The 21,968-nt window shown below is 71.8% G+C and carries 18 protein-coding genes; 8 read left to right on the forward strand and 10 right to left on the reverse strand.

All coding sequences use genetic code 11. The features are described 5' to 3' along the window. Nucleotides 1-123: 123 nt before the first annotated feature. Entirely contained in the window at nucleotides 124-720 is a 597-nt protein-coding gene (locus UIS43_RS14420; RefSeq protein WP_013155149.1) for a hypothetical protein, read from the forward strand. A 44-nt stretch (nucleotides 721-764) separates the two neighbouring features. Here the strand turns inward: UIS43_RS14420 and coaA are convergent, their stop codons facing one another. Continuing rightward, on the reverse strand, nucleotides 765-1,670 hold the full coding sequence (coaA, locus tag UIS43_RS14425; RefSeq protein ID WP_041552888.1) for a type I pantothenate kinase: 906 nt from the start codon (nucleotides 1,668-1,670) through the stop codon (nucleotides 765-767). Nucleotides 1,671-2,002: 332 nt separating this feature from the next. On the opposite strand from coaA, the gene glmS reads away from it, so the two are divergent. Then, nucleotides 2,003-3,850, forward strand: a complete 1,848-nt coding sequence (glmS, locus tag UIS43_RS14430) for a glutamine--fructose-6-phosphate transaminase (isomerizing) (RefSeq protein WP_013155151.1) — start codon at nucleotides 2,003-2,005, stop codon at nucleotides 3,848-3,850. Nucleotides 3,851-3,999: 149 nt separating this feature from the next. Here glmS and UIS43_RS14435 read toward each other — a convergent pair whose 3' ends face one another. Together UIS43_RS14435 and UIS43_RS14440 are read right to left on the reverse strand one after the other, a co-directional pair. Further along, a complete protein-coding gene (locus UIS43_RS14435; RefSeq protein WP_013155152.1) occupies nucleotides 4,000-4,368 on the reverse strand; it encodes an STAS domain-containing protein in 369 nt (122 codons plus the stop codon). A gap of 151 nt (nucleotides 4,369-4,519) precedes the next feature. Continuing rightward, on the reverse strand, nucleotides 4,520-5,071 hold the full coding sequence (locus UIS43_RS14440) for an ATP-binding protein (RefSeq protein WP_013155153.1): 552 nt from the start codon (nucleotides 5,069-5,071) through the stop codon (nucleotides 4,520-4,522). A 370-nt stretch (nucleotides 5,072-5,441) separates the two neighbouring features. On the opposite strand from UIS43_RS14440, the gene UIS43_RS14445 reads away from it, so the two are divergent. Continuing rightward, nucleotides 5,442-6,278 carry a helix-turn-helix transcriptional regulator gene (locus UIS43_RS14445; RefSeq protein WP_071622799.1) on the forward strand — a complete coding sequence of 279 codons (837 nt, stop codon included), beginning with the start codon at nucleotides 5,442-5,444 and terminating at the stop codon, nucleotides 6,276-6,278. A gap of 528 nt (nucleotides 6,279-6,806) precedes the next feature. Further along, entirely contained in the window at nucleotides 6,807-7,043 is a 237-nt protein-coding gene (locus UIS43_RS14450) for a DUF397 domain-containing protein (protein WP_013155155.1), read from the forward strand. A 271-nt stretch (nucleotides 7,044-7,314) separates the two neighbouring features. Here UIS43_RS14450 and UIS43_RS14455 read toward each other — a convergent pair whose 3' ends face one another. Beyond that, nucleotides 7,315-8,661 carry a KamA family radical SAM protein gene (locus tag UIS43_RS14455; RefSeq protein ID WP_071622800.1) on the reverse strand — a complete coding sequence of 449 codons (1,347 nt, stop codon included), beginning with the start codon at nucleotides 8,659-8,661 and terminating at the stop codon, nucleotides 7,315-7,317. A gap of 346 nt (nucleotides 8,662-9,007) precedes the next feature. Between UIS43_RS14455 and plsX the strand changes: the two genes are divergently transcribed. The 3 genes from plsX (at nucleotide 9,008) to UIS43_RS14470 (ending at nucleotide 13,038) form a co-directional block, all read left to right on the forward strand. Continuing rightward, nucleotides 9,008-10,132: a phosphate acyltransferase PlsX gene (gene plsX / locus UIS43_RS14460; protein ID WP_013155157.1), complete on the forward strand. Its 1,125-nt coding sequence runs from the start codon at nucleotides 9,008-9,010 to the stop codon at nucleotides 10,130-10,132. Between the two features lie 214 nt (nucleotides 10,133-10,346). After that, entirely contained in the window at nucleotides 10,347-12,092 is a 1,746-nt protein-coding gene (gene argS / locus UIS43_RS14465; protein WP_013155158.1) for an arginine--tRNA ligase, read from the forward strand. A 337-nt stretch (nucleotides 12,093-12,429) separates the two neighbouring features. Further along, on the forward strand, nucleotides 12,430-13,038 hold the full coding sequence (locus tag UIS43_RS14470; RefSeq protein WP_013155159.1) for a YceI family protein: 609 nt from the start codon (nucleotides 12,430-12,432) through the stop codon (nucleotides 13,036-13,038). Between the two features lie 55 nt (nucleotides 13,039-13,093). Here UIS43_RS14470 and UIS43_RS14475 read toward each other — a convergent pair whose 3' ends face one another. The 3 genes from UIS43_RS14475 to UIS43_RS14485 form a co-directional block, all read right to left on the reverse strand. Continuing rightward, entirely contained in the window at nucleotides 13,094-13,999 is a 906-nt protein-coding gene (locus UIS43_RS14475; protein WP_013155160.1) for a ribokinase, read from the reverse strand. Then, complete coding sequence (locus tag UIS43_RS14480) at nucleotides 13,996-14,823, reverse strand: exodeoxyribonuclease III (protein ID WP_198662345.1); 828 nt, start codon at nucleotides 14,821-14,823, stop codon at nucleotides 13,996-13,998. Before UIS43_RS14480 ends, UIS43_RS14475 begins: the two co-directional genes overlap by 4 nt. A gap of 133 nt (nucleotides 14,824-14,956) precedes the next feature. Next, nucleotides 14,957-15,727 carry a DUF1963 domain-containing protein gene (locus UIS43_RS14485; RefSeq protein ID WP_013155162.1) on the reverse strand — a complete coding sequence of 257 codons (771 nt, stop codon included), beginning with the start codon at nucleotides 15,725-15,727 and terminating at the stop codon, nucleotides 14,957-14,959. A 500-nt stretch (nucleotides 15,728-16,227) separates the two neighbouring features. Here UIS43_RS14485 and UIS43_RS14490 point away from each other — a divergent pair, with 500 nt between their 5' ends. Further along, complete coding sequence (locus tag UIS43_RS14490; RefSeq protein ID WP_358454030.1) at nucleotides 16,228-17,460, forward strand: DNA glycosylase AlkZ-like family protein; 1,233 nt, start codon at nucleotides 16,228-16,230, stop codon at nucleotides 17,458-17,460. 158 nt (nucleotides 17,461-17,618) lie between these two features. Here UIS43_RS14490 and UIS43_RS14495 read toward each other — a convergent pair whose 3' ends face one another. The 3 genes from UIS43_RS14495 to UIS43_RS14505 all read right to left on the reverse strand — a co-directional run bounded on the left by UIS43_RS14495 (nucleotide 17,619) and on the right by UIS43_RS14505 (nucleotide 21,794). Beyond that, the gene (locus UIS43_RS14495) at nucleotides 17,619-18,062 is read right to left on the reverse strand and encodes a type II toxin-antitoxin system VapC family toxin (protein ID WP_094804880.1); all 444 of its coding nucleotides are present in this window, start codon (nucleotides 18,060-18,062) and stop codon (nucleotides 17,619-17,621) included. A gap of 355 nt (nucleotides 18,063-18,417) precedes the next feature. Beyond that, nucleotides 18,418-19,560, reverse strand: coding sequence for an acetyl-CoA C-acetyltransferase (locus UIS43_RS14500; RefSeq protein WP_094804881.1), 1,143 nt, complete (start codon nucleotides 19,558-19,560; stop codon nucleotides 18,418-18,420). Nucleotides 19,561-19,763: 203 nt separating this feature from the next. After that, entirely contained in the window at nucleotides 19,764-21,794 is a 2,031-nt protein-coding gene (locus UIS43_RS14505; RefSeq protein WP_370010325.1) for a DHA2 family efflux MFS transporter permease subunit, read from the reverse strand. Between the last annotated feature and the right edge of the window lie 174 nt (nucleotides 21,795-21,968).

Below are 21,968 nucleotides of genomic sequence, written 5' to 3' on the forward strand. Positions count from 1 at the left end.
TCACCAAACCGGCCGGGACCCCGGCCCCCGGCCGTGCCGCCGCCGGTGCGCGACCGCCCGGAGGGGACGAGAACCAACGCGGGCCCGGGAGCGTCCGAGGAACCGGGAGAGGACGGTACTCACATGCACCACGTTCAGGGCGACCTCGTACTACGGCCCGGCCTCCGGGCGGGATGGGCCAGGCTGGGTGTCGGGGTGGTGACCGGCGTGGTCACGACCGCCGGCATCGCGTTCCGCGTCGGCCCGGGAGCGGCCCTGGCCACGGGCGTCGCGTGGACCGTGCTGGTCGCGGCGGTGGCCCTGCACCTCCACCGAGCCAGGATCGTGCTGACCGCGCACGAGATCGTCCTCAAGGGGGCGTTCTTCCAGCGGCGCCGGTCGCGGTCGCGCGCCGTGTGGACGATCCGCGCGACCGTCGTCCAGCCGCGCGGGGGCCCCTGCGACACACTGTTCGTCCTCGACCAGCACGGCGGCGTGCTCGTCCGGGTGTACGGCGCCAACTACACGACCGAGGACATGGACCGGCTGGTGAGCGCGCTCGGACTGCCGTGCAGCGGCCCGGAGGGGCCTGTCACCCCCAAGGAGCTCGACCGGTTCCGCCCCGGTCTCGTGACGTGGGCCGAGCAGCACGCCTACCTGCTCGGAATGGCGTTCGCCGTCGCCCTGACCCTGGCCATCGTGGCGGGCGTACTGATCGGCCTGGCCCTGACGGAGGGGTAGCCGCGGCGGGCGCGCGGCGGCCCGGCGCGGCGCCGCCGGGCCGGTTAGGTCTTGCGCAGCCGCACCCGCCGCACGCGGTGGTCGTCGCCCTTGTACAGGACCAGGGTGGCCCGCCCCCGGGTGGGGCGGATGTTCTCCACGAGGTTGACCTCGTTGATGGTGCGCCAGGTGTTGGCGGCGAACTCCAACGACTCCTCCTCACTGATGGCGGTGGCCATGTGGTGGAAGTAGGAGCGCGGGTCGGAGAACGCGGTGCGGCGCAGCTCGCGGAAGCGGTCGAGGTACCAGCCGCGGATGTTCTCGACCTTGGCGTCCACGTAGATGGAGAAGTCGAAGAAGTCGGCCACGGCCAGGCGCCCCGCGGAGGGGGCCTGGAGGACGTTGATGCCCTCGACGATGAGGATGTCGGGGCGGTGCACGGTCTGGCGCTCGTCCGGCACGATGTCGTAGTTCAGATGGGAGTAGACGGGGATGTCGATCCGGTCGGCCCCCGCCTTCATCTCCGAGACGAAGCGCACCAGGGCGCGGCGGTCGTAGCTCTCGGGGAAGCCCTTGCGGCGCATCAGGCCGCGCGACTCCAGCACCGCGTTGGCGTGCAGGAAGTTGTCGGTGCTGACCAGTTCCACGTCCGGGTGGTTGGGCCACTGGGCGAGCAGGGAGCGCAGGAGGCGCGCGGTGGTGGACTTGCCGACCGCGACGCTGCCCGCGACCCCGATGATGAACGGCGACGGGCGGTCGGACTCGCCGAGGAAGGCGCGCACGGCGGCGTGCCGCTGCTGGGTCGCGCCCACGTAGAGGTTGAGCAGTCGCGACAGCGGCAGGTAGACGTCCCGCACGTCGTCCAGGGAGGTGGGGTCGGTGGTGCCGCGGAGCTCGGCGAGGTCCGCCTCGGTCAGGGACAGGGGTGTGGAGGCCCGGAGCGCGGCCCAGGCCTCCCGGTCCATCTCCACGTACGGCGTGGAGAAGCCGTTCTTCGTCGTGTGAGACACGAATGACCACCCTAGAGCAGGGGGTCGACCGCGCCGGGCGGCCGGTCCCCACAAGTCCCGCCATGGGACCGTAAACGTGCCGGAAACCACATGTTCACGACACGCACCCCCAAAATTTTGCTTCTCCTTCCCTGGGGGTGGAATCGGTTCCACTCGTTGCCTCCCCATGCCCCCGACCTGCGCGGTCTACTCCCCATGCACCAAATGGTCTATACCGCTACCTGGGAAAACGACCAGTGGTATGGATGCCTGGTTGGTCGATTCGACCGGCTTCTTCGCTTACGCTGGCGGCCATGTGCGGAATCGTTGGCTACGTCGGGCCGCAACCGGCGCTTGAAGTCGTCGTGGACGGCCTCGCAAGGTTGGAGTACCGCGGATATGACTCCGCGGGTGTGGCTGTGCTGGGCGACGGCGCTCTGCGCACCGAGAAGCGCGCGGGCAAGCTCGCGAACCTGCGCCGGGCGCTGGAGGAGCGGCCCGTCAGCGGCGACGGCGCCGGGATCGGACACACGCGCTGGGCCACGCACGGCGCGCCGAACGACGTCAACGCCCACCCCCACGTGGACAACGACAACCGCGTCGCCATCGTCCACAACGGCATCATCGAGAACTTCGCCGCGCTGCGCCTGGAGCTGGAGGAGCAGGGCTGCAAGTTCCTCTCCGAGACCGACACCGAGGTCGCCGCGCACCTGCTCAACGCCGAGCTGGCCCGGACCGGCGAGCTGCCCTCGGCCATGCGCGCGGTGTGCAAGCGCCTGGAGGGCGCGTTCACCCTCGTGGCCGTCTCCGTGGACGACCCCGACCTGGTCGTGGCGGCCCGCCGCAACTCCCCGCTGGTCGTCGGCCGCGGCGAGGGCGAGAACTTCCTGGCCAGCGACGTGGCGGCGTTCATCGCCCACACCCGCGAGGCGGTCGAGCTGGGCCAGGACCAGGTCGTGGAGCTGCGCGCGGACTCGATCACGGTGACCGACTACGACGGCAACCCCGTCGACGTGCGCGAGTACCACGTGGACTGGGACGCCTCCGCCGCCGAGAAGGGCGGTTACGACTACTTCATGCTCAAGGAGATCGTCGAGCAGCCGCGCGCGGTGGCCGACACCCTTCTGGGCCGCGTGACGGTCGACGGCCAGCTCACCCTGGACGAGATGCGCCTGTCCCCCGAGGACCTGCGCTCGGTCGAGAAGATCGTCATCATCGCCTGCGGCACCTCCTACCACGCGGGCCTGATCGCCAAGTACGCCATCGAGCACTGGTGCCGCATCCCGTGCGAGGTCGAGGTGGCCAGCGAGTTCCGCTACCGGGACCCGATCCTGGACCAGCAGACCCTGGTCATCGCCATCTCCCAGTCCGGCGAGAGCATGGACACCCTGATGGCGGTCCGCTACGCCCGCGAGCAGCGCGCCCGGGTGCTGGCCATCTGCAACGTCAACGGGTCCACCATCCCGCGCGAGTCCGACGGCGTGCTGTACACGCACGCGGGCCCCGAGGTCGGCGTCGCCGCCACCAAGACCTTCCTCACCCAGCTGGCCGCCTGCTACCTGATCGGCCTGTACCTGGCGCAGGTGCGCGGGCTGAAGTTCGGCGACGAGATCAACGCCGTGATCGCCCAGCTGGCCACCATGCCCGAGCAGATCGAGCGGGTCCTGGAGACGGCCGAGCCGGTCCGCGAGCTGGCCCGGTCGCTGGCCGACGCGGACACGGTGCTGTTCCTGGGCCGCCACGTGGGCTACCCCGTGGCGATGGAGGGCGCGCTCAAGCTCAAGGAGCTGGCGTACATGCACGCCGAGGCGTTCGCCGCCGGTGAGCTCAAGCACGGGTCGATCGCGCTGATCGAGGACGGTGTGCCGGTCGTCGTGGTGGTGCCCTCCCCCGAGGGCCGCAGCGTGCTGCACGACAAGATCGTGTCCAACATCCAGGAGGTGCGCGCCCGCGGTGCCCGCACCATCGTCATCGCCGAGGAGGGCGACGAGGTGGTCCGCCCGTACGCGGACGTGCTCATCCCCATCCCGGCCGTGCCGACCCTGCTCCAGCCGCTGGTGTCCACGATCCCCATGCAGGTGTTCGCCTGCGAGCTGGCCCTGGCCAAGGGCAACGACGTGGACCAGCCGCGCAACCTGGCCAAGAGCGTGACGGTCGAGTAGTAGCGGGACCGCAGGAAGGGGGCGTGTCCGGCGCGCGGCGCCGGGCGCGTCCTCCTTCGTACCCGGGGACCGGCGTGTCCGGGGTCGGCCCGTGTGCGGAGCGGGCTGCGTACGGGGCGGGTCCGCTCCCCCTCGTGGGAACGCTCCCGTCAGCGCGGTGCGCCGTGCCCCGACCCGTCGTGGGCGGAGCGGGCGGCGGAGACGTCGGGGTGGGTCGGCAGGACCGCGCCCAGCGCCAGGACGTCGAGGATGCGGGTCAGCTGGCGCGGGGGGCAGGCCAGGAGAAGGTGGTGCCGGGCCCCCGTGGCGAAGCGCAGGGCCCGCACGAGGGCGTTGACGCCCGAGGCGTCGATGAACTCCACCGCTGACAGGTCCACCACCACGCAGCCGTCGGCGGCGGCGGCCGTGATCCGGGTGAACGCCTCCTCGGCGGTGGCGATGTCGATCTCGCCGCCCAGCTCGACGACGGTGATCCCGTCACAGACGAACTGGTCCTGTTCCGTGTCCAGCACGGTCACGCCTCGCTCCGGGATCGGGTGTAGGGAACTCTGCTCAGGACGCGGTCGGCCAAATGCCGACATGCGTTGACAGCCTACTCTTCCCGGACGGCCCGTCCGGTGCCGTCCACAGCCCCGGAGTCCTTTTCCGGCGTCGCCTCACAGGCGCGCGTCAGCCCTCACCACCGCATATCGCCCACACGATTTTTCCGCGGTTACGCACCGGTTCCCAGCCCCATTCCCGGCTGAAAGCGGAGACGAGACCGAGACCCCGACCCGACTCCGCGAAATGGTGGGCGTCCACTCTGACCGGGGCTTTCACGCTGGAATCGGCGACCATGCACACCACTCCGCCCCGGCCGCCGTCGAGGCGGCGCAGCTGGACCACGACGCGGCCGTGCGGGACACCGCGCTCGGGGAGGGCGTGTCGGCAGGCGTTGCCCACGAGTTCGGAGACGATCAGCCGGACGTCCTCCAGCTCCTCACGGAACCCCCATCCCTCCAGGGCCCCGGAGGCGAACTCGCGCGCCCGGCGCACCGACTCCGGCGAGGCCGCGAACGCGCCCGCAGCCGCGTCCCTCGTCCGCGCGCGCTCCCCGACCGAGAGACGGCCCAGTGGGTCGTCCCACCAGCCGCCCAGGAGTGCCTGGGAGGCCTCCGCGAGAGAGGGGCGGCTCCAGGAGGGCTCGGAGTCGGTCTCCGAGGACACCAGCTCTGCGTTCATCACGGTCCTCACGAGTGCGCTGTCGGTTGACCCGTCCGCGGGGCCATCGTGGCTTACATCTGTAAGACACAGATGCACGTGCAGCTCAACGTCCGGGCTAGCGTATAGGACGAAGCACCCTTATTGGTAGATCCCTTGCGCAGAATTCACAGACAGGCATCCGTGTTTACTTCAGGCCCGTAAGGGGCTCATAGGCCCCAGCCCAATCCATGTCCTCCCCTGTCCGTAACGGAACCCCGTGGGTATACTGAGCGGTCGCCCGCACCAAAGCCGTTACAGTCGTTGCACAGGAGGCGATGTGGTCGCCGAAGAGGCACAGAATCTACAGGTCACCCAGGATTTCCTGGCCAATTCCAGCGGTGGCCCCACCGTGCTGCGCATTCTCCTGGGAACGCAGCTGAGGCGGCTGCGGCAGGAGAAGGGGATTTCGCGGCACGACGCCGGGTACGCCATCCGCGCCTCCCACGCCAAGATCAGCCGCATGGAGCTGGGCCAGGTCAGCTTCAAGCGCCGCGACGTGGACGACCTGCTCAAGCTCTACGGCGTGGACCGGGCGGACCAGCGCGAGGCCCTCCTCGGGCTGGTCTCCAGCGCCAACGCCCAGGGCTGGTGGCACAAGTACGGCGACGTGCTGCCGAACTGGTTCGGCGTCTACGTCGGCCTGGAGGAGGCCGCGTCGGTCATCCGCACCTTCGAGGTGCAGTTCGTTCCGGGCCTGCTCCAGAGCGAGGACTACGCGCGCTCGGTCATCCGCCTGTCCCGGACCGCCACGTCCGACGATGACGTGGACAGTCGTGTGCAGATGCGCATGCGCCGCCAGCGCAGATTCGTCGAACCGGACGCGCCCAGACTGTGGGCGGTCATCGACGAGGCCGTGCTGCACCGCCCCTACGGCGACACCCGGGTGATGCGCGGGCAGATCGAGCACCTGATCGAGATGGCCCGCCGCCCCAACATCACCCTCCAGATCGCCACCTTCGCCATGGGCGGCCACCCCGCCGCGGGCGGCCCCTTCAGCATCCTGCGCTTCCCCACCCCCCAGCTGCCCGACGTGGTCTACCTGGAGCAGCTGAGCAGCGCCCTGTACTTCGACAAGTACGACGACACCCACCGCTACGCGCAGACGATGGACCACCTCGCCACCCAGGCGCCGCCGCCCTCCGCCACGGAGGAGATCCTCCGCGGCTTCCTGGAGCGCTACTCCTGACCCCCGCCCACGCCCACCGGTTCCCGAGCCCCTGACCGGGGTGCCCGCCTCGGGACGCCCCTCCCCCGCCCCCGGATCGCACCACCGGATCCCCGCCCCGGAAGCCTCCCCGCCCCACCGGTCGCTCCCACCGCCGCCCCACGCCTGGTCGCCCTCCGCGCCCGGGCGTTCGCTTTGCGCACACGAAACCGGTCCCCCGATGGTCGCCTTCGGCCACGACCGGACAACGATCCGCGCGGGCCGAACCCCCCGCTTCCCCCGACGCGTTAGGCGTGACGTGCGGTTCTGTCTCCGAACCGCCCGACGCGCTTGCATAAGTACTTACCGCCGTAAGTACGAATGCACGTGCATAAGCTACGCTTTGGCTCGCACCGGGGATGAAACAGCCCAACGGGGGACAGGGCCACCCATGCCCGGGGGTCGTCTTCCCGGTGGGGACCGGGGGTTCGACACAACGGGCGCGGCGGACTGGACCGCCGCGTGTGGACACACCCCGCTCACGCGTCCCCCACGTTCCAGGAGGTTGAGATGCATCCGATCTACAACGGCGTTCCCGCCAGCCGTCTGCCGAAGGTCGTCTGGACCAAGAGCAGCTGGAGCAACCCGGACGGGAACTGCGTCGAGGTCGCGGCGCTGCCGGACGGGGACATCGCCGTGCGCAACTCGCGCGACCCCCAGGGACCGGCGCTCGTCTACACCCCCGCCGAGATCGAGGCCTTCGTGCGCGGCGCCAAGACCGGAGACTTCGACGCCCTCCTGAGCTGACCCGACTCCCCCGCCCCTCAGACCATCCCGGAAAGGGTCCGCGTCGAGGGCCGCCGCGACCACCCGAACCCGTCCGGCGGCCCGCACTCCGTCCACGACGCGGACGCGAGCGGAGCCCGGCACCACCGCGGTGCCGGGCTCCGTCTTCGTGTCCGGGGTTGCGCGCGGCGGACGGAACCCGCCCCAGGGACGCTCCAATTCCCCTGGGACGGGACCGCCGTCCGCCCCTCCCCCGGCCCCGGGGCCGGGGACGCGCGGCGCCGGTTCGTGGCTACAGGCGGGTGGGGTCGACCAGGCCGCCGGGAGCGCCGACCGGGGACTGCTCCCACGGCAGGTGGGTCGCGCCCAGGGCGGGCTTGAGGTCGAACAGCCACGCGGCCTTCTCGTCGTACTCGGCGAAGAAGGGCCTGCCGACCAGTTCGGGGTCGCGCGCCTGGATGAAGTGCAGGACGAAGACCTTCTGGCCCGCCACCTCGGTGACGCCGTCCACGCAGACCTTGCCCGGGGTCGCCGACATCGACGGGCCGCGCACCGTGCGGGCCAGTCCCGAGACGCTCTTGTAGGCGCCGCGGAAGATCTCGTAGGCCTCCGCCAGCGGCACCGCGAAGTAGTCCTGCGGACCCGTGTCACGCTCGACGAACATGTAGTACGGGACCATGCCGTGCCGCAGGTGGGTGCGCCACATGCTCTCCCACACGGCGGAGTCGTCGTTGATCGTGCGGATCAGCGGCGCCTGCGTGCGGATGACGGCGCCGGTCGCGCGGATGCGGCGCACCGCCTCCTGGACCAGCTCGGGCCGCATCTCGTTGGGGTGGGAGAAGTGGGCCATGAACGCGAGGTTCTTGCCCGAGGCCACGACCTTCTCGAACAGGCGCAGGGTGTCGTCGGCGTCCGGGTCGGTGACGAAGCGCTGCGGCCAGTAGGCCAGCGCCTTCGTGCCGATGCGGATGGCCTCCAGGTGCTCGATCTCCAGCAGCGGCTCGATGTACTTGGAGATGACCCCCTCGCCCATGATCATCGGGTCGCCGCCGGTGAACAGGACGCTGGTGACCTCGGGGTGCGAGCGGACGTAGTCGACGAGCTGGTCGATCTCGCTGGAGGCGAACTTCAGGTCGGCGTCGCCGACGAACTGGGCCCAGCGGAAGCAGTACGTGCAGTACGCGTGACAGGTCTGCCCCTGCTTGGGGAAGAAGAGCACGGTCTCCTTGTACTTGTGCTGGACGCCGGGGATGGGCTCCTCGTTGGCCAGCTTGGGCACGTTGAGGTCCATCTGGCCCGCGGGGTGCGGGTTCAGGCGTGCGCGGATCTGGTTGGCGGCCTCGTTCAGCTCCTTGCGCTGGGCGCCAGAGCGCAGCAGGTCGGCGATCCGGGACACGTCGTCCTGGGGCAGCATGTCCGCCTGCGGGAAGACCAGGCGGTAGATCGGATCGTCGGGAGCCGCGTCCCAGTCGATCAGCTCGTCGACGACGTAGCTGTTGACCCGGAACGGCAGCACGGTGGCCACCGCCTGCACCGCGAGCCGCTCGTCGGCGGCGAGCCCGGCTCGCGTGGTGAGCTCGTCGAGGTGTTTCGTGGTGTAGGCACGAAACCGACGTCCGGCGGACGGGGAAGTTGCCACGTCTGGCGTAACGCTCACGCCTCTCCTCTCTGCGGGTGAGCAGGGTGCCCGGCGGGTTGGTGCGGGCAGCCCTGAGCCGGCGGTTCCGGTGCGCGTGCGCACCGGCGGACCACCGGGAAGGTGTTCGATGTGGTTGTCGCGTGCCGCCGGAGGGTGATCACACCCCGGGGCAGCGAGCGGATATACCCCGTTTGGGGACTTTTATCCATCATGCGGGAAGTCCAGTCCTGACCTGGACATACGGGAAGTATCCTCGCATGAGTAGACGAAAGTGCCCGACGGCGCCGCCACGGCGCGACCCGATACCGTGTCACCGCGTCCGCCCACCACACCCGTGAGGGAACAGTTGACTGGTACACCCGACGCGGAGGCCTCCGTCGCGCGGCGCTCCTCCCCGCCGATCATCGCCGTGGACGCGATGGGCGGCGACAACGCGCCCGCCGAGATCGTGCGGGGGGCCGTGCTGGCCGTCCGCGAACTCGGCCTGCGCGTCCTGCTGGTGGGGCGGCGCAGCGAGATCGCCGCGCTGCTCGCCGAGGAGGGCGCGCTGCGCGACATCCCCATCGTGCACGCCGAGGACAACCTGGCCATGCACGAGGGCGCCCTGGCCAGCTGGCGGCGGCCCCGCTCCAGCGCGGCCGTCTCCTGCCGCCTGATCCGCCGGGGCGACGCCGACGCCCTGGTCTCGGCCGGTTCCACCGGCGGGATCGTGGCCACCTCCACCGTGCGGCTGCGCACCCAGCCCGGGGTGCTGCGCCCGGCGCTGGCTGTGACCCTTCCCACCGGCGAGACGCCCACGATCATGGTGGACGCCGGGGCCAACGCCGACGCCAAGCCCGAGATGCTGGTGCAGTTCGCGCACCTGGGCTGCGCGTACGCCCAGACCGCGTTCGGGGTGCGCAGGCCCAGGGTGGGCGTGCTCACCATCGGCTCGGAGCCGGGCAAGGGCAACAAGCTCGTGCGCCGGGCGACGGAGCTGCTGGCGGCCACCGCGGAGGGGCCCCCGGCGATGGACTTCCGGGGCAACATCGAGGGCCACGACCTGCTCGCGCGCAAGGTGGACGTGGTGGTGACCGACGGCCACACCGGCAACGTGGCGCTGAAGTCGGTGGAGGGCACGGCCGCGTTCGCGATGGAGGCCGTGCACGCGGCGCTGACCTCCTCGACCGCGGCCAAGGCGGGCGCGCTGTTGCAGCGCAGGGCGCTGCGGAGCCTGCGCGAGCGGCTGGACAGCGAGACCTACGGCGGCGCCGCGCTGCTGGGCCTGAACGGGACCGTGGTGATCGCGCACGGCGACAGCCGGGCCAAGGGCGTGGCCCGCGCCTGCCAGCTGGCCAACGACCTGGCGGGCGGCCGCATCGGGGAGCAGATCCGCCGCCGGGTGCACAGCCGCCCGCCGAACTGGCTGCACCGCCTGGCCCAGTCCGAGGCGCCGGGGCAGCGGGGCGCGGAGCAGACCGAGGAGCGCTGACAGGGCGAGGGGAAGCCCGAGGAGCGCTGACGGCGGCCCGGGACGGGGCGCCGGTAGGCGGGCAGCGCGAAGCGGACGGCGCCTGGGGACCCCCTTGTATCCAGGTTATTTCCGGCCGACGCACCGCGCCCAGCCCTTCCGGGGGCCTGTGGACAACCGCCCGCTCCGACCCGTACGGGCCGGGAGGGGCGGCTCCGGTCGGTACGCTTGGGGCATGGCCGACCCGCAGGAAGTACTCTCGCGACGGGTCCAGTCCGCCCTCGGCGCCGCCTTCGGCCCCGAGTTCGCCGACACCGACCCCGTCATCCGCCCGTCCCAGTTCGCCGACTACCAGGCGAACGCCGCGCTCGCGCTCGCCAAGCGACTGGGCCGAAAGCCGCGTGAGGTGTCCGCGGCGATCATGGAGCACCTGGACGTGGCCGACGTCTGCCGCGACGTCGAGGTCAGCGGGCCGGGCTTCATCAACCTGACGCTGCGCGAGGACTGGATCGCCGGGCAGACCCGCCGGCTCCTGGACGACCCGCGGCTGGGCGTCCCCGAGCAGGAGCGCCAGAACATCCCGCTGGACTACTCCGCGCCCAACGTGGCCAAGGAGATGCACGTCGGGCACCTGCGCACCACCGTGGTCGGCGACGCGCTCGCGCGCACCCTGGAGTTCCTGGGCCACAACGTCATCCGCCAGAACCACATCGGCGACTGGGGCACCCCCTTCGGCATGCTCATCGAGCACCTGCTGGAGGTGGGCGAGGACTCCCCCGAGGCGGACCTGGTCACCACCGACCCCAACGCCTTCTACCAGGCGGCCCGGACCAAGTTCGACTCGTCGGGCCCCGGCCCCGACGACTTCGCCGCGCGCGCCCGCCGCCGCGTGGTCTCCCTCCAGAGCGGCGACGAGGAGACGCTGCGCCTGTGGCGCAAGCTCGTCGGCCTCTCCAAGGTCTACTTCAACAAGGTGTACGCCAAGCTCGGCGTGACCCTCACCGACGAGGACCTGGCCGGGGAGAGCAGCTACAACGCCGCGCTCGCCGACGTGTGCGAGGAGCTGGAGGCCAAGGGCATCGCCGAGATCAGCGACGGTGCCCTGTGCGTGTTCCTGGAGGGCTTCACCGGCCGCGAGGACAAGCCCGTCCCGCTGATCGTGCGCAAGAGCGACGGAGGCTACGGCTACGCCACCACCGACCTGGCCACCGTCCGCCACCGCGTGGACGACCTCAAGGCCGACCGCATCCTGTACGTGGTCGGCGCACCGCAGGCCATGCACTTCAAGATGGTGTGGGCCACCGCCCGCGAGGCCGGATGGCTGCCGGAGGGCGTGGAGACCGTCCACGTGCAGATCGGCAACGTGCTGGGCAGCGACGGCAAGATCCTGCGCACCCGCAGCGGCGCCCCGGTGCGCCTCATGGCGCTGCTGGACGAGGCGATCGAGCGCGCCGCCGCGGTGGTCGCGCAGAACCGCCCCGATCTGGACGCCGAGGGCCAGGCCGAGATCGCCCGCCAGGTGGGCATCGGCGCGGTCAAGTACGCCGACCTGTCGGTCGCGCACGACACCGAGTACACCTTCGACTTCGACCGGATGCTGGCCCTGACCGGCAACACCGGCCCGTACCTGCAGTACGCCCAGGCCCGGATCCGGTCCATCTTCCGCAAGGGCGGCCTGGAGCTGTCGCAGGCCAGGGGGGACATCAGCGTCTCCGAGGGCGCCGAGCGCGACCTGGCGCTCAAGCTGCTGGAGTTCGGCGCGGTGGTGGCGCAGGTCGGCGACCTGCTCCAGCCGCACCGGCTGTCCACGTACCTGTTCGAGCTGGCGCAGTCCCTGACGGCCTTCTACGAGCACTGCCCGGTGCTGACCGCTCCGAACGAGGCCGAGCGCGAGTCGCGCCTGGCGCTGGTCGCGGTGGCGTTCCGGGTCCTGGTCCAGGGTCTGGACCTGCTGGGCGTGGAGGCTCCCGAGCACATGTAGCGGAGCCCGCGCGGGTCCACCGGACGCGTGTGTGGGAGGAGGCCGGGGCGGCAGCGCCCCGGCCTCCTTCGTGTGCGCGCCGGCGCCCGTGGGCGCGCGGTCCTTCGCGTGCCGTGTCCACCCGGAAACGCACGGCTGACCGGTTCCGGCCGCCCAGGACCCTCCGGGAGATCTCACACGGCACGAATCGCCTCGTCAGAGGCGGTTCCAACACGTGCGCGGCCACCGAGTCGAAGATCTCGCCTCCGGCCGGGCCGGAACTCCGTTCTCCGTCGGGGCGTCAGACCTAAAGTATGTGGACAAAAGCCCCAGATAAGACAAAAGGGAGAAATCGGTAATGACAACCGCCTCCGCGCAGGTCGGTCCCGGACCCGGCACCTGGTACCTCGATCCCCTGCACTCCAGCCTGATCTTCGTCGCCCACTACCTGCGCTTCGGACGGGTCCAGGGCACGTTCGGCCAGGCCTGGGGCCGCGTCGCCGTCGCCGAGGAGCCCGAACGGTCCGCGGTGGAGGTCGTCCTCGACGCCGCCAGCGTCAACACCGGCGTGGGCGCGCGCGACGCCCACCTGCGCTCCCCCGACTTCCTGGACGTGGACCACCACCCCGAGCTGCGCTTCGCCTCCACCGGGCTGGAACCGGGCGGACGCAACCCCCACGCCTTCCGCCTGCACGGCGACCTGACCATCCACGGCACGTCCGTGCCCACCGTGCTGGACGCCCAGTGGGTGGGCGAGGCCCCCGACTACGCCTCCCCCGAGGACACCCACGGCCACTTCTTCTCCGCCACGACCCGGATCCGCCTCTCGGACTTCGGCGTGGGCGACGGCGGGCCGGTGCCCTGGGGAGGCCGCATGGTCGGCGACACGGTGGACATCGTGCTGGAGGTGCGCCTCCAGAACCAGGACCCCGCCCCCTTCCTCCGCCAGATCGGGCACGCGCCCTGAGGAGCGCGCCCGAACGGCCGGGGCCCGCGGGAGCCGGGGAGGGGCGGCGGCGGGCTCAGCCGCCCAGCAGCGCCTCGACCTCGTCCCGGGAGGCCATCGACGAACTGGCGCCGTGCCGCTGGACCGAGAGCGCGGCCGCCGCGGCGGCGAACCGCATGGCCTCCTCGGGCGTGCGGCCCTCCGCGCGGGCGACCGCGAACGACCCGCAGAAGACGTCCCCGGCCGCCGTGGTGTCCACCGCCTCCACCCGGCGCGCGGGAACGTGCAGCGGCTCGCCCCCTCTGCGGCCGTGGAGCGAGCCGTCCTCGCCCAGGGTCAGCAGCACCTCCGGAACCAGTTCCAGCAGCGCGGCCAGCGCCTCTCGCGGCTCGGCGCGGCCGGTGATCGCGGCCGCCTCGTGCTGGTTGGGCACCAGGACGTCCACCGACTCCAGGAGTTCGGCGGGCAGTTCGCGTGCGGGAGCCGGGGTCAGGTAGACCGGGACGCCCAGCTCGCGGCCGGTGCGCGCGGCCGAGACCACCGCCTCCACGGGCAGTTCGAGCTGGAGCAGCAGGGCGGCGCTGCCCCCGATGATCCCGGGGTCGCCCGCGGCCACGCCGGTGACCTCGCCGTTGGCCCCGGGCACGACGATGATCGAGTTGCCGCCCCCGCCGTCCACGACGATGTGCGCCACCCCCGACGCCCCGGGCACCGTGCGCAGCCCGGACACGTCGATGCCGCTGCCGACGAGGTTGGCGCGCAGGTCCTCCCCGAAGGAGTCCTCGCCCACCGCGCCGAGGAAGGCCACGTCGGCCCCGGCCCTGGCCGCGGCCACGGCCTGGTTGGCGCCCTTGCCGCCGGGCACCTGGCGAAAGGCCGTGCCCGTGACCGTCTCCCCGCTGGCGGGCACCTGTTCGACGTAGGCGACCAGGTCCATGTTGACGCTGCCGAAGACCGCCACGCGCGGTGCCGCGGCGCTCACTTGCCCGCCTCCCTGGCCACGGCCTCGCCGGTGTCGCCGTCCAGGCCCACGATGACCGGGGCGTGGTCGGAGGCGCCCTTGCCCTTGCGCTCCTCGCGGTCGATGCTCGCGCCGCTGACGCGGTCGCGCAGCGCCGGGGAGGCGAGCACGAAGTCGATGCGCATACCCCTGCGCTTGGGGAAGGCCAGGCCCTTGTAGTCCCAGTAGGTGTACACGCCGGGACCCGGGGTGTAGGCGCGCACGACCTCGTCGAACCCGGCGCCGACCAGCTTGTCGAAGGCCACGCGCTCGGGCTCGGTGACGTGGGTGCTGCCCTCGAAGGCGGCCATGTCCCACACGTCCTCGTCGCGCGGGGCGATGTTGAAGTCGCCGACGTAGGCGATCTGGGCGCCGGGGTCGGCGGCCAGGCTGGCGGCGCCCGCCTCGCGCAGCGCCTCCAGCCAGCGGAGCTTGTAGGCGTAGTGGGGGTGGTCGACCTCGCGCCCGTTGGGCACGTACAGGCTCCACACCTGCACGCCCCCGCAGGTGGCGCCGATGGCGCGGGCCTCGGCCTCCTCGGGGTCGCCGTAGCCGGGCTGGCCGGGGAAGCCGATCCGCACGTCCTCCAGGCCGACGCGGGAGGCGATCGCGACCCCGTTCCACTGGGACAGGCCGTGGTGGGCCACCTCGTAGCCGCGGTCGGTGAGGACCGAGGCGGGGAACTGGTCGTCCCGGGCCTTGGTCTCCTGGATGGCGAGGACGTCGACGTCGCTCCGGTCCAGCCAGGCGCCGATCCGCTCGGCCCTGGCCCGGGCACTGTTCACATTCCATGTCGCGATACGCACAGCAGAAGGCTAGGCCATGGCGGCGACGGGACCGGCCTCGCCGGGGAGCCGGTCCCGCGTGTCCGCCACCGCGCCTGCGGCCTCGCCGGAACCGCGCGGAGCGGGCCGCGCCGCCGCGGCGCCCGCGCGGCCGTCAGGGGTGGGAGCCCAGCACCCCGCCCACCGCCTTCGTGAAGTCCATCGCCTCCAGGTCGTGCCGGTACATGACCCACACCGCGTACCCGGTCCAGCCGGGGGCGCCGTACATCCCGTAGTGGGCCTGGGCCAGCAGCACGCGCTCCCCTCCGTCCCGCTCGTAGTCCGCCGGGGTCTGGACGAAGGGCGGGTCCTGCGGCGAGTAGGCGTACCCGCCCAGGATCAGGTCGGACCGGCGCACGTGCTCCAAGCCGTCGTACTGGTCCAGCCGGTGCTCCCGGTAGACCCGCTCGGTCTCCCCGTCCGCGACGACGGCGCCGTCGGCACCCGTCGGCATGCTCCAGGCAGTCCGGGCGTAGAGGGGGTACGGATCGGTGTGGGGGGTGCCCTCGTCGGGGACGCGTTCGACCGCGGCCGCCCCCGAGGGGACGTGGACCACGGCGCCGTCGCCCGCGGACCCCTCCAGGTCGCACCGGTTGGCGAAGAACAGCAGGTGACCGTCCTGCGGCAGCGGGAAGTCGAGCACGTCCCGGGGCAGGGCCGCGCAGTCCACGGAGGCGATGAGGTCCGGGAAGCCGTTCCAGTCGACGTCCGGTGGGAGGACGGGGCGGCCGCCGTACCGCCCGGCGAGGACCCCGCCGCCGCCGTCCGCGGGACCCAGCCCGATCTGGGGGCGGGCCAGGCGCAGGCCCGTGTCGACGGCGTGCTCCGGCACGCCGCTCCTGCGGGCCGCGTCGCGGTACTCCTCGAAACTGTCCATGACGGACATGCTGTCGCATCGGGGGGACATCCCGCCGCGCGGGTGCGCGCGTGACGGGAACGCCCGGTCGGGGGCGGCGCGGTGGAGGGCGCGGACCCCGCGCGGACACGGACGGACCCGCGGCGAGCTTGTCCAGCCCCTTGCCCGCCGAGGTGGACCCCGCGCGGACGCAAGCGGGCACGCGACGGGGAAGGAGAAAACAGCCCTGTGGACAACGGGAGCACGGGGCTCCGGGCGGGGAGAATGCGAGGAGGCGACCGTTCGTGCCCCGCTCCTCGGGGGCGCGGGGCACGGGAACGGTCGTGGCCCCGGTGCGGCCGTCCTCCGCACCGGGGCGTGCGCGACTCCCGGCACGTGCCCGGTGGTTGTCGTCGCGCTCTGTTGGACGGCTTCCCACCCCCGGAGGTTCGCATTGGGTCAAAGGTTTTTCGGCACTCCCCGCCGGTCCGACGCACGGGCCCCGCGGCCCGGAGGAACGGACTGTCGGCGGTCGGCGTTACGGTGGCGCAATGGCAGAACCGCACCCCCGCCGCGACGCGGAACTCTCCCTCTCCCAGGCGCGCAGGATCGCGCTCGCCGCCCAGGGGTTCAGCGACCCCCGGCCCGCCGGGAAGCCGACCCTCGCCCACCTGGCGCGGGTGGTGCGCAGGGTGGGCATCCTCCAGATCGACAGCGTGAACGTGCTGGCCCGCAGCCAGTACCTGCCGGTCTTCGCGCGCATGGGCGCCTACGACACCGCCCTGCTGGACCGGGCGACCACCTCCGCGACCGGGTCGGGGGCCGCGCGGCTGGTGGAGTGCTGGGCGCACGAGGCCAGCCTGGTGCCGCCCTCCACCCGCCAGCTCATGCGCCACCGGATGGAGCGCAACCGCGCCCAGGAGCGCGTGGGGTGGATGGACCGCATCCGGGAGGAGAAGCCCGAGCTGGTCAAGGCGGTGCTGGAGGAGGTGGTGCGGATCGGCCCGGCCAGCGCCCGGCAGGTGGAGGCGGCGCTGGCGCACGACGTGCCGCGCGCCAAGGACCACTGGGGGTGGAACTGGTCCGAGGTCAAGAGGTGCCTGGAGTACCTGTTCTGGGTGGGCGACCTGACCTCCAACGGGCGCAACGCGCAGTTCGAGCGGCTCTACGACCTGCCCGAGCGGGTGCTGCCGCCGGAGGTGTACGCGGCGCCGGAGACCACCCCGGAGGAGGCGCACCGGGAGCTGGTGTCGATCGCGGCCCGCGCCCACGGGGTGGCCACCGAGGCGTGCCTGCGCGACTACTTCCGCCTCAAGTCCACCGAGTCCCGGGCGGCCGTCTCCGACCTGGTGGAGGCGGGTGAGCTGGTGCCGGTGCGGGTGCGGGGCTGGGACCGCACGGCCTATCTGCACCGGGACGCCCGGGTGCCGCGCAGCGTGCGGGCGCGGGCGCTGCTGAGCCCGTTCGACTCGCTGGTGTGGACGCGCGACCGGGCGGAGGAGCTGTTCGGGTTCCGGTACCGGCTGGAGATCTACGTGCCCGCCGCCAAACGGGTGCACGGCTACTACGTGCTGCCGTTCCTGCTGGGCGAGGACCTGGTGGCGCGGGTGGACCTCAAGGCGGACCGCGCCTCGGGGACCCTGCTGGCGCAGCGGATCACGCTGGAGGACGGCGCGCCCGCCGAGACGCTGCCCGAACTGGTCGAGCAGCTGACCGAGATGGCGGCCTGGCTGGGCCTGTCCAACGGCGTCGGCGGCCCGGCGCTGGCCTCCGGCGGACGCTAGGCGCCGCCGCCCGTGGGAAGGGCCATGACCTGACCAGTTGCCACCGGAACGTCCCCTTCGCCCCGAAGGCGGTCGGTTGACCGACCGCCTCCTCCGGAAACGGTTGCGGTACACGGTCCACCCGGTGCCGCCCCGGCTCTGCCCTCGTAAAGCACCGGTCACATCTCCGGAAGCAGGGAGAAGCCTTCCATCGCCGCCGCGCCTCGGAGGTTCTTGTCGAAGGCGGCGAAAGTGGAGCACCCGGGGTCCAGCGAACGGATGGCCTTGCCCGAGGCCAACTGCACAGCGTCATACGCGCGCAGGCCGTGGACGGCCGTGAGCCGGACAGCCTCTTCGAGGACCTGCGCCGCCACCGTCACCGGAACGAAACGGGAAGGCCCTTCCAGGACGCCGAAGTAGTCCGCTTCGAACGCCGACACGAGGATTCTCGTGTCCTCGACGCCCAACTCCCCCATTCTCTGTTTCCGCCAGAGAGCGGCCGGCACCTCGACCCGGGTCAACTGTGACACCACGATCGGTCCCGTCACGCCGAGCATCACATCGCTGCCGTGCTCGACGGTGTACAGCTTGACCACAGCAGAGGTGTCCGCGAAAACGCTCATTCACGGCCTTCCGCGACAAGGTCCTCCAAAGGAGTCCCTCCAGCGGTCGCCCTGCGTGCCCTCTCGAACGCTTCCCTGCTGGGACGTGTCCGAGGCGTCCCAGAGGAATCGAGGAGCCCCGCCTGGGCGAGCTTGGCGCGGATCGCCTCCGCTTCGTCGCCCTCGAGTTCGGGGTCGGTCGCGGCGCTCAGTACACGCGTCAGATACTCGTTCATGCTGACGCCACGGCGCTCAGCGGTACATCTGACCCGTCGGACCAGTTCTTCCTCGGCTCTCCACGTCACCTGACTCATAAAGGAAGCCTAAGTGCTTGCATTCATGCATGCAAGCACTTAGGCATCAGGGTTGGGGAAGTTCAGACCCGCTCGATGATGGTGACGTTGGCCTGGCCGCCGCCCTCGCACATGGTCTGGAGGCCGTAGCGGCCGCCGGTGCGGTGCAGCTCTGCGACCAGCTTGGCCATGAGCACGGTGCCGGTGGCGCCCAGCGGGTGGCCGAGGGCGATGGCGCCGCCGTTGGGGTTGACCTTGGCCGGGTCGGCGCCCAGCTCCTGGATCCAGGACATCGGCACCGGGGCGAAGGCCTCGTTGATCTCGGTGACGTCGATGTCGTCGATGCCCAGGCCCGCCTTCTCCAGGGCGATCCGGGTCGCCGGGATGGGCGCGGTGAGCATGTACACGGGGTCGTCGCCCACCAGCGAGAGCTGCACGATCCGGGCCAACGGGGTCAGGCCGTGCCGCTCGACCGCCCGCTCGGAGGCGATCAGGACCGCGCCCGCGCCGACGGAGATCTGGCTGGCCACGGCGGCGGTGAGCGCCCAGCCCTCGCGCAGCGGCTTCAGGCCCGCCATCTTCTCCAGGGTGGTGTCGGGGCGCACGCCCTCGTCGCGCTCCACCCCGGCCAGGGGGGCGATCTGCTCGTCGAAGTAACCCGCCTCCAGCGCCCGGGCCGCGCGCCGGTGGCTCTCCAGGGCGAACTCCTCCAGCTGCTCGCGCTTGAAGCCCCACTTCTCGCACATGAGCTGGGCGCCGCGGAACTGGGAGATCTCCTGGTGGCCGTAGCGCTCGACCCAGCCGTCGCCGTACAGCCCGAGCCCGTTGTCGAGGGCGTACTGGACGTTGGCCCCCATGGGGACCATGCCCATGTTCTCCACGCCCGAGGCCACGACGAGGTCCTGGGTGCCGGACATGACGCCCTGGGCGGCGAAGTGGACGGCCTGCTGGGAGGAACCGCACTGGCGGTCGATGGTGACGCCGGGGACGGACTCCGGGAGGCCCGCGGAGAGCCAGGAGGTGCGGGCGAGGTCGAGCGCCTGCGGCCCGACCTGGCTGACGCAGCCCATGATGACGTCCTCGACCGCGGCGGGGTCCACCCCGGTCCGGGAGACGAGTTCCCTGAGCACGTGCGCCCCCAGGTCCGCCGGGTGCACGGCGGCCAGGGCGCCCTTCTTCGTCCCGACGGGGGTGCGTACTGCGCCGACGATGTATGCCTCGGCCACGGGGTCCTCCAAGGGCCTGGGTGACGGTTACGAACCGAACTGTATTCGGTTTCTCGGATCCGGCAAGCCCCCGCCCCCGCGAACACGGCGTCGCGCGGGTTGTCCACAGGGAGAGGCTTCCCGTGGCGGCGGACCGTGCTCGGTGCCAGTCTGGAGAAAAAAGCTGAGAAGGGGGGCTTGGGTCCCCCTCCCCTGGGGTGCCCTCACGCCCGGTGCGCTCCCCGCTCCAGGTGCCCGGCGTCCCCCTCGTCCCCCAGGACGTCGGTGGTGATCCGCTCCAGGGCGGCCACCACCTCGGGGTGCTCCTCGGGCCCGTAGTCGGCCAGCAGCGAGCGCAGCGCGGTGCGCTGGGCCTCGAACATCCTGCGGGCGGCGGACACGCCGCGCCGGCTGAGCTCCCAGGGCTCGCCCCCACCCGCCAGGTAGCCCGCCTCGACCAGCTCCCGGTGGACCGGCGCCCAGTAGTCGGCGGGCAGCCCGGACATCTCCACCAGCTCCCCGGGCGACAGCGGCCCCGTCACGCCCAGGTGGCTGAGCACCCAGCACGCGCGCGGCGAGACCTCCAGGCCCGCCGCCTCGCGCAGGCGCTCGTACATCTGGTCGGCACCCTCCCGGCCGCAGGCCCGGAACACCTCCTTCTCCACGTGCGCGACGGCGCTGCGGCTCGCTGCGGCCACGGGCGGGATGGACTCGTCCAGGTCCGGGGAGTCGATGGTGGTGCGCAGCGGGATCTGCCGCAGGAACAGCGCCAGCACGAACCCGGCCAGGGCGACCGGGACCGCGCACAGGAAGACGGTGTCCACGGCGTCCGCGTAGGCCTGGAGGAAGGACGCCTGCGCCTGCGGGGCCAGCTGGTCCAGGCTGCGCGGGTCGCTCTCCAGCGCCGCGGGGTCCACCCCGGGCGGCAGCTGGATCTGCGCGGCCCGCTCGGCCAGGTTGGCCGCCAGCTGCCCGGAGAAGACGGCGCCGAACACCGCCGTGCCGAACGACCCCCCGATGGAGCGGAAGAACGTCGCCGCCGAGGTGGCCACTCCCAGGTTCGCGTAGCTGGCGGCGTTCTGCACCACCACGACCACCACCTGCATCACCAGGCCCAGGCCGAGACCGAGGACGAAGAAGTAGAACCCCATCTGCGTCATCGAGCTCTCCGGGCCCAGCCGCGAGAGCAGGAACAGTCCGAGGGAGGTCACCGCCATCCCCAGCACCGGGTAGACCTTGTAGTGGCCGGTGCGGGTGACCAGGCGCCCGCTGGTGATCGAGGTCAGGAACAGGCCCAGCACCATCGGCAGCAGGTGCAGTCCCGAGGCCGTGGGCGACAGGCCGTGCACGACCTGGAGGAACAGCGGCAGGAAGGCCATCGACCCCATCATCGCGAAGCCCACGCAGAAGCCGATCGCCATGGCCACCACGATGGTCGGGTCGCGGAACAGGCTGAGCGGCATGACCGGGTCCTGCGCCCGCCGCGCGGACAGCCACCAGCCCACGCCGAGCACCACGGCTACGGCGCCGAGCCCGAGGACCTGCGACGACGTCCACGGGTAGAGGCTGCCGCCCCAGGAGGCGACCAGCGTCAGGCAGATCGCGGTGGCGGCCAGCAGCACGATCCCGGAGTAGTCGATGCTCTGGCGGCCGGTCGGCTGGCGGCGCGGCAGCACCACGAGCACCGTGACGAAGGCCAGCACCCCCAGCGGCAGGTTGACGTAGAACACCCACCGCCAGGACAGGTGGTCCACGAACAGTCCGCCGAGCAGCGGACCGGCCACGCTGGAGATCCCGAACACCGCGCCGAACAGCCCCTGGTACTTGCCGCGCTCGCGGGGCGAGACGACGTCGCCGATGATGGCGGAGGCCAGCACCATGAGTCCTCCGCCGCCCACGCCCTGGAGCGCGCGGAAGAGGATGAGCTGGAGCATGCTCTGGGCGGTCCCGCACAGGGCCGAGCCCGCCACGAAGACGGCGATGCACACCAGGAAGAACTGCTTGCGGCCGAACTGGTCGCCGAGTTTGCCCCACAGCGGCGTGACGGCCGTGACCGCGAGCAGGTAGGCGGTGATCACCCACGACAGGTGGTTGAGCCCGCCGAGGTCGGACACGATCGTGGGCAGCGCGGTGGACACGATCGTCTGGTCCAGGGCCGCCAGCAGCACGGTGAGCATCAGCGCGCTCATGATCACCGCGATCCTGCCGCTCCGGTGCTCCCTGCGCGCCCGATGCCTGGCCTCGTACTGGACCATGGCCCTCCCCTCCCCCGGCCGGGCCGCACGCGGTCCCGTCCCTCGGCTACCGGCTCCGCTGCCGCCACCCTAGGAAGCCGTCGCGCCCGCGCCCCGCCGGAACCGCCGGACGGGCTCCCACGGGCACGGGAACTTTGCCGGGGCTTGGACTGTCCCCTTCAAAACCGAATCTTG

This window comes from Nocardiopsis sp. LDBS0036, assembly GCF_041228755.1.
GTDB lineage: Bacteria > Actinomycetota > Actinomycetes > Streptosporangiales > Streptosporangiaceae > Nocardiopsis > Nocardiopsis dassonvillei.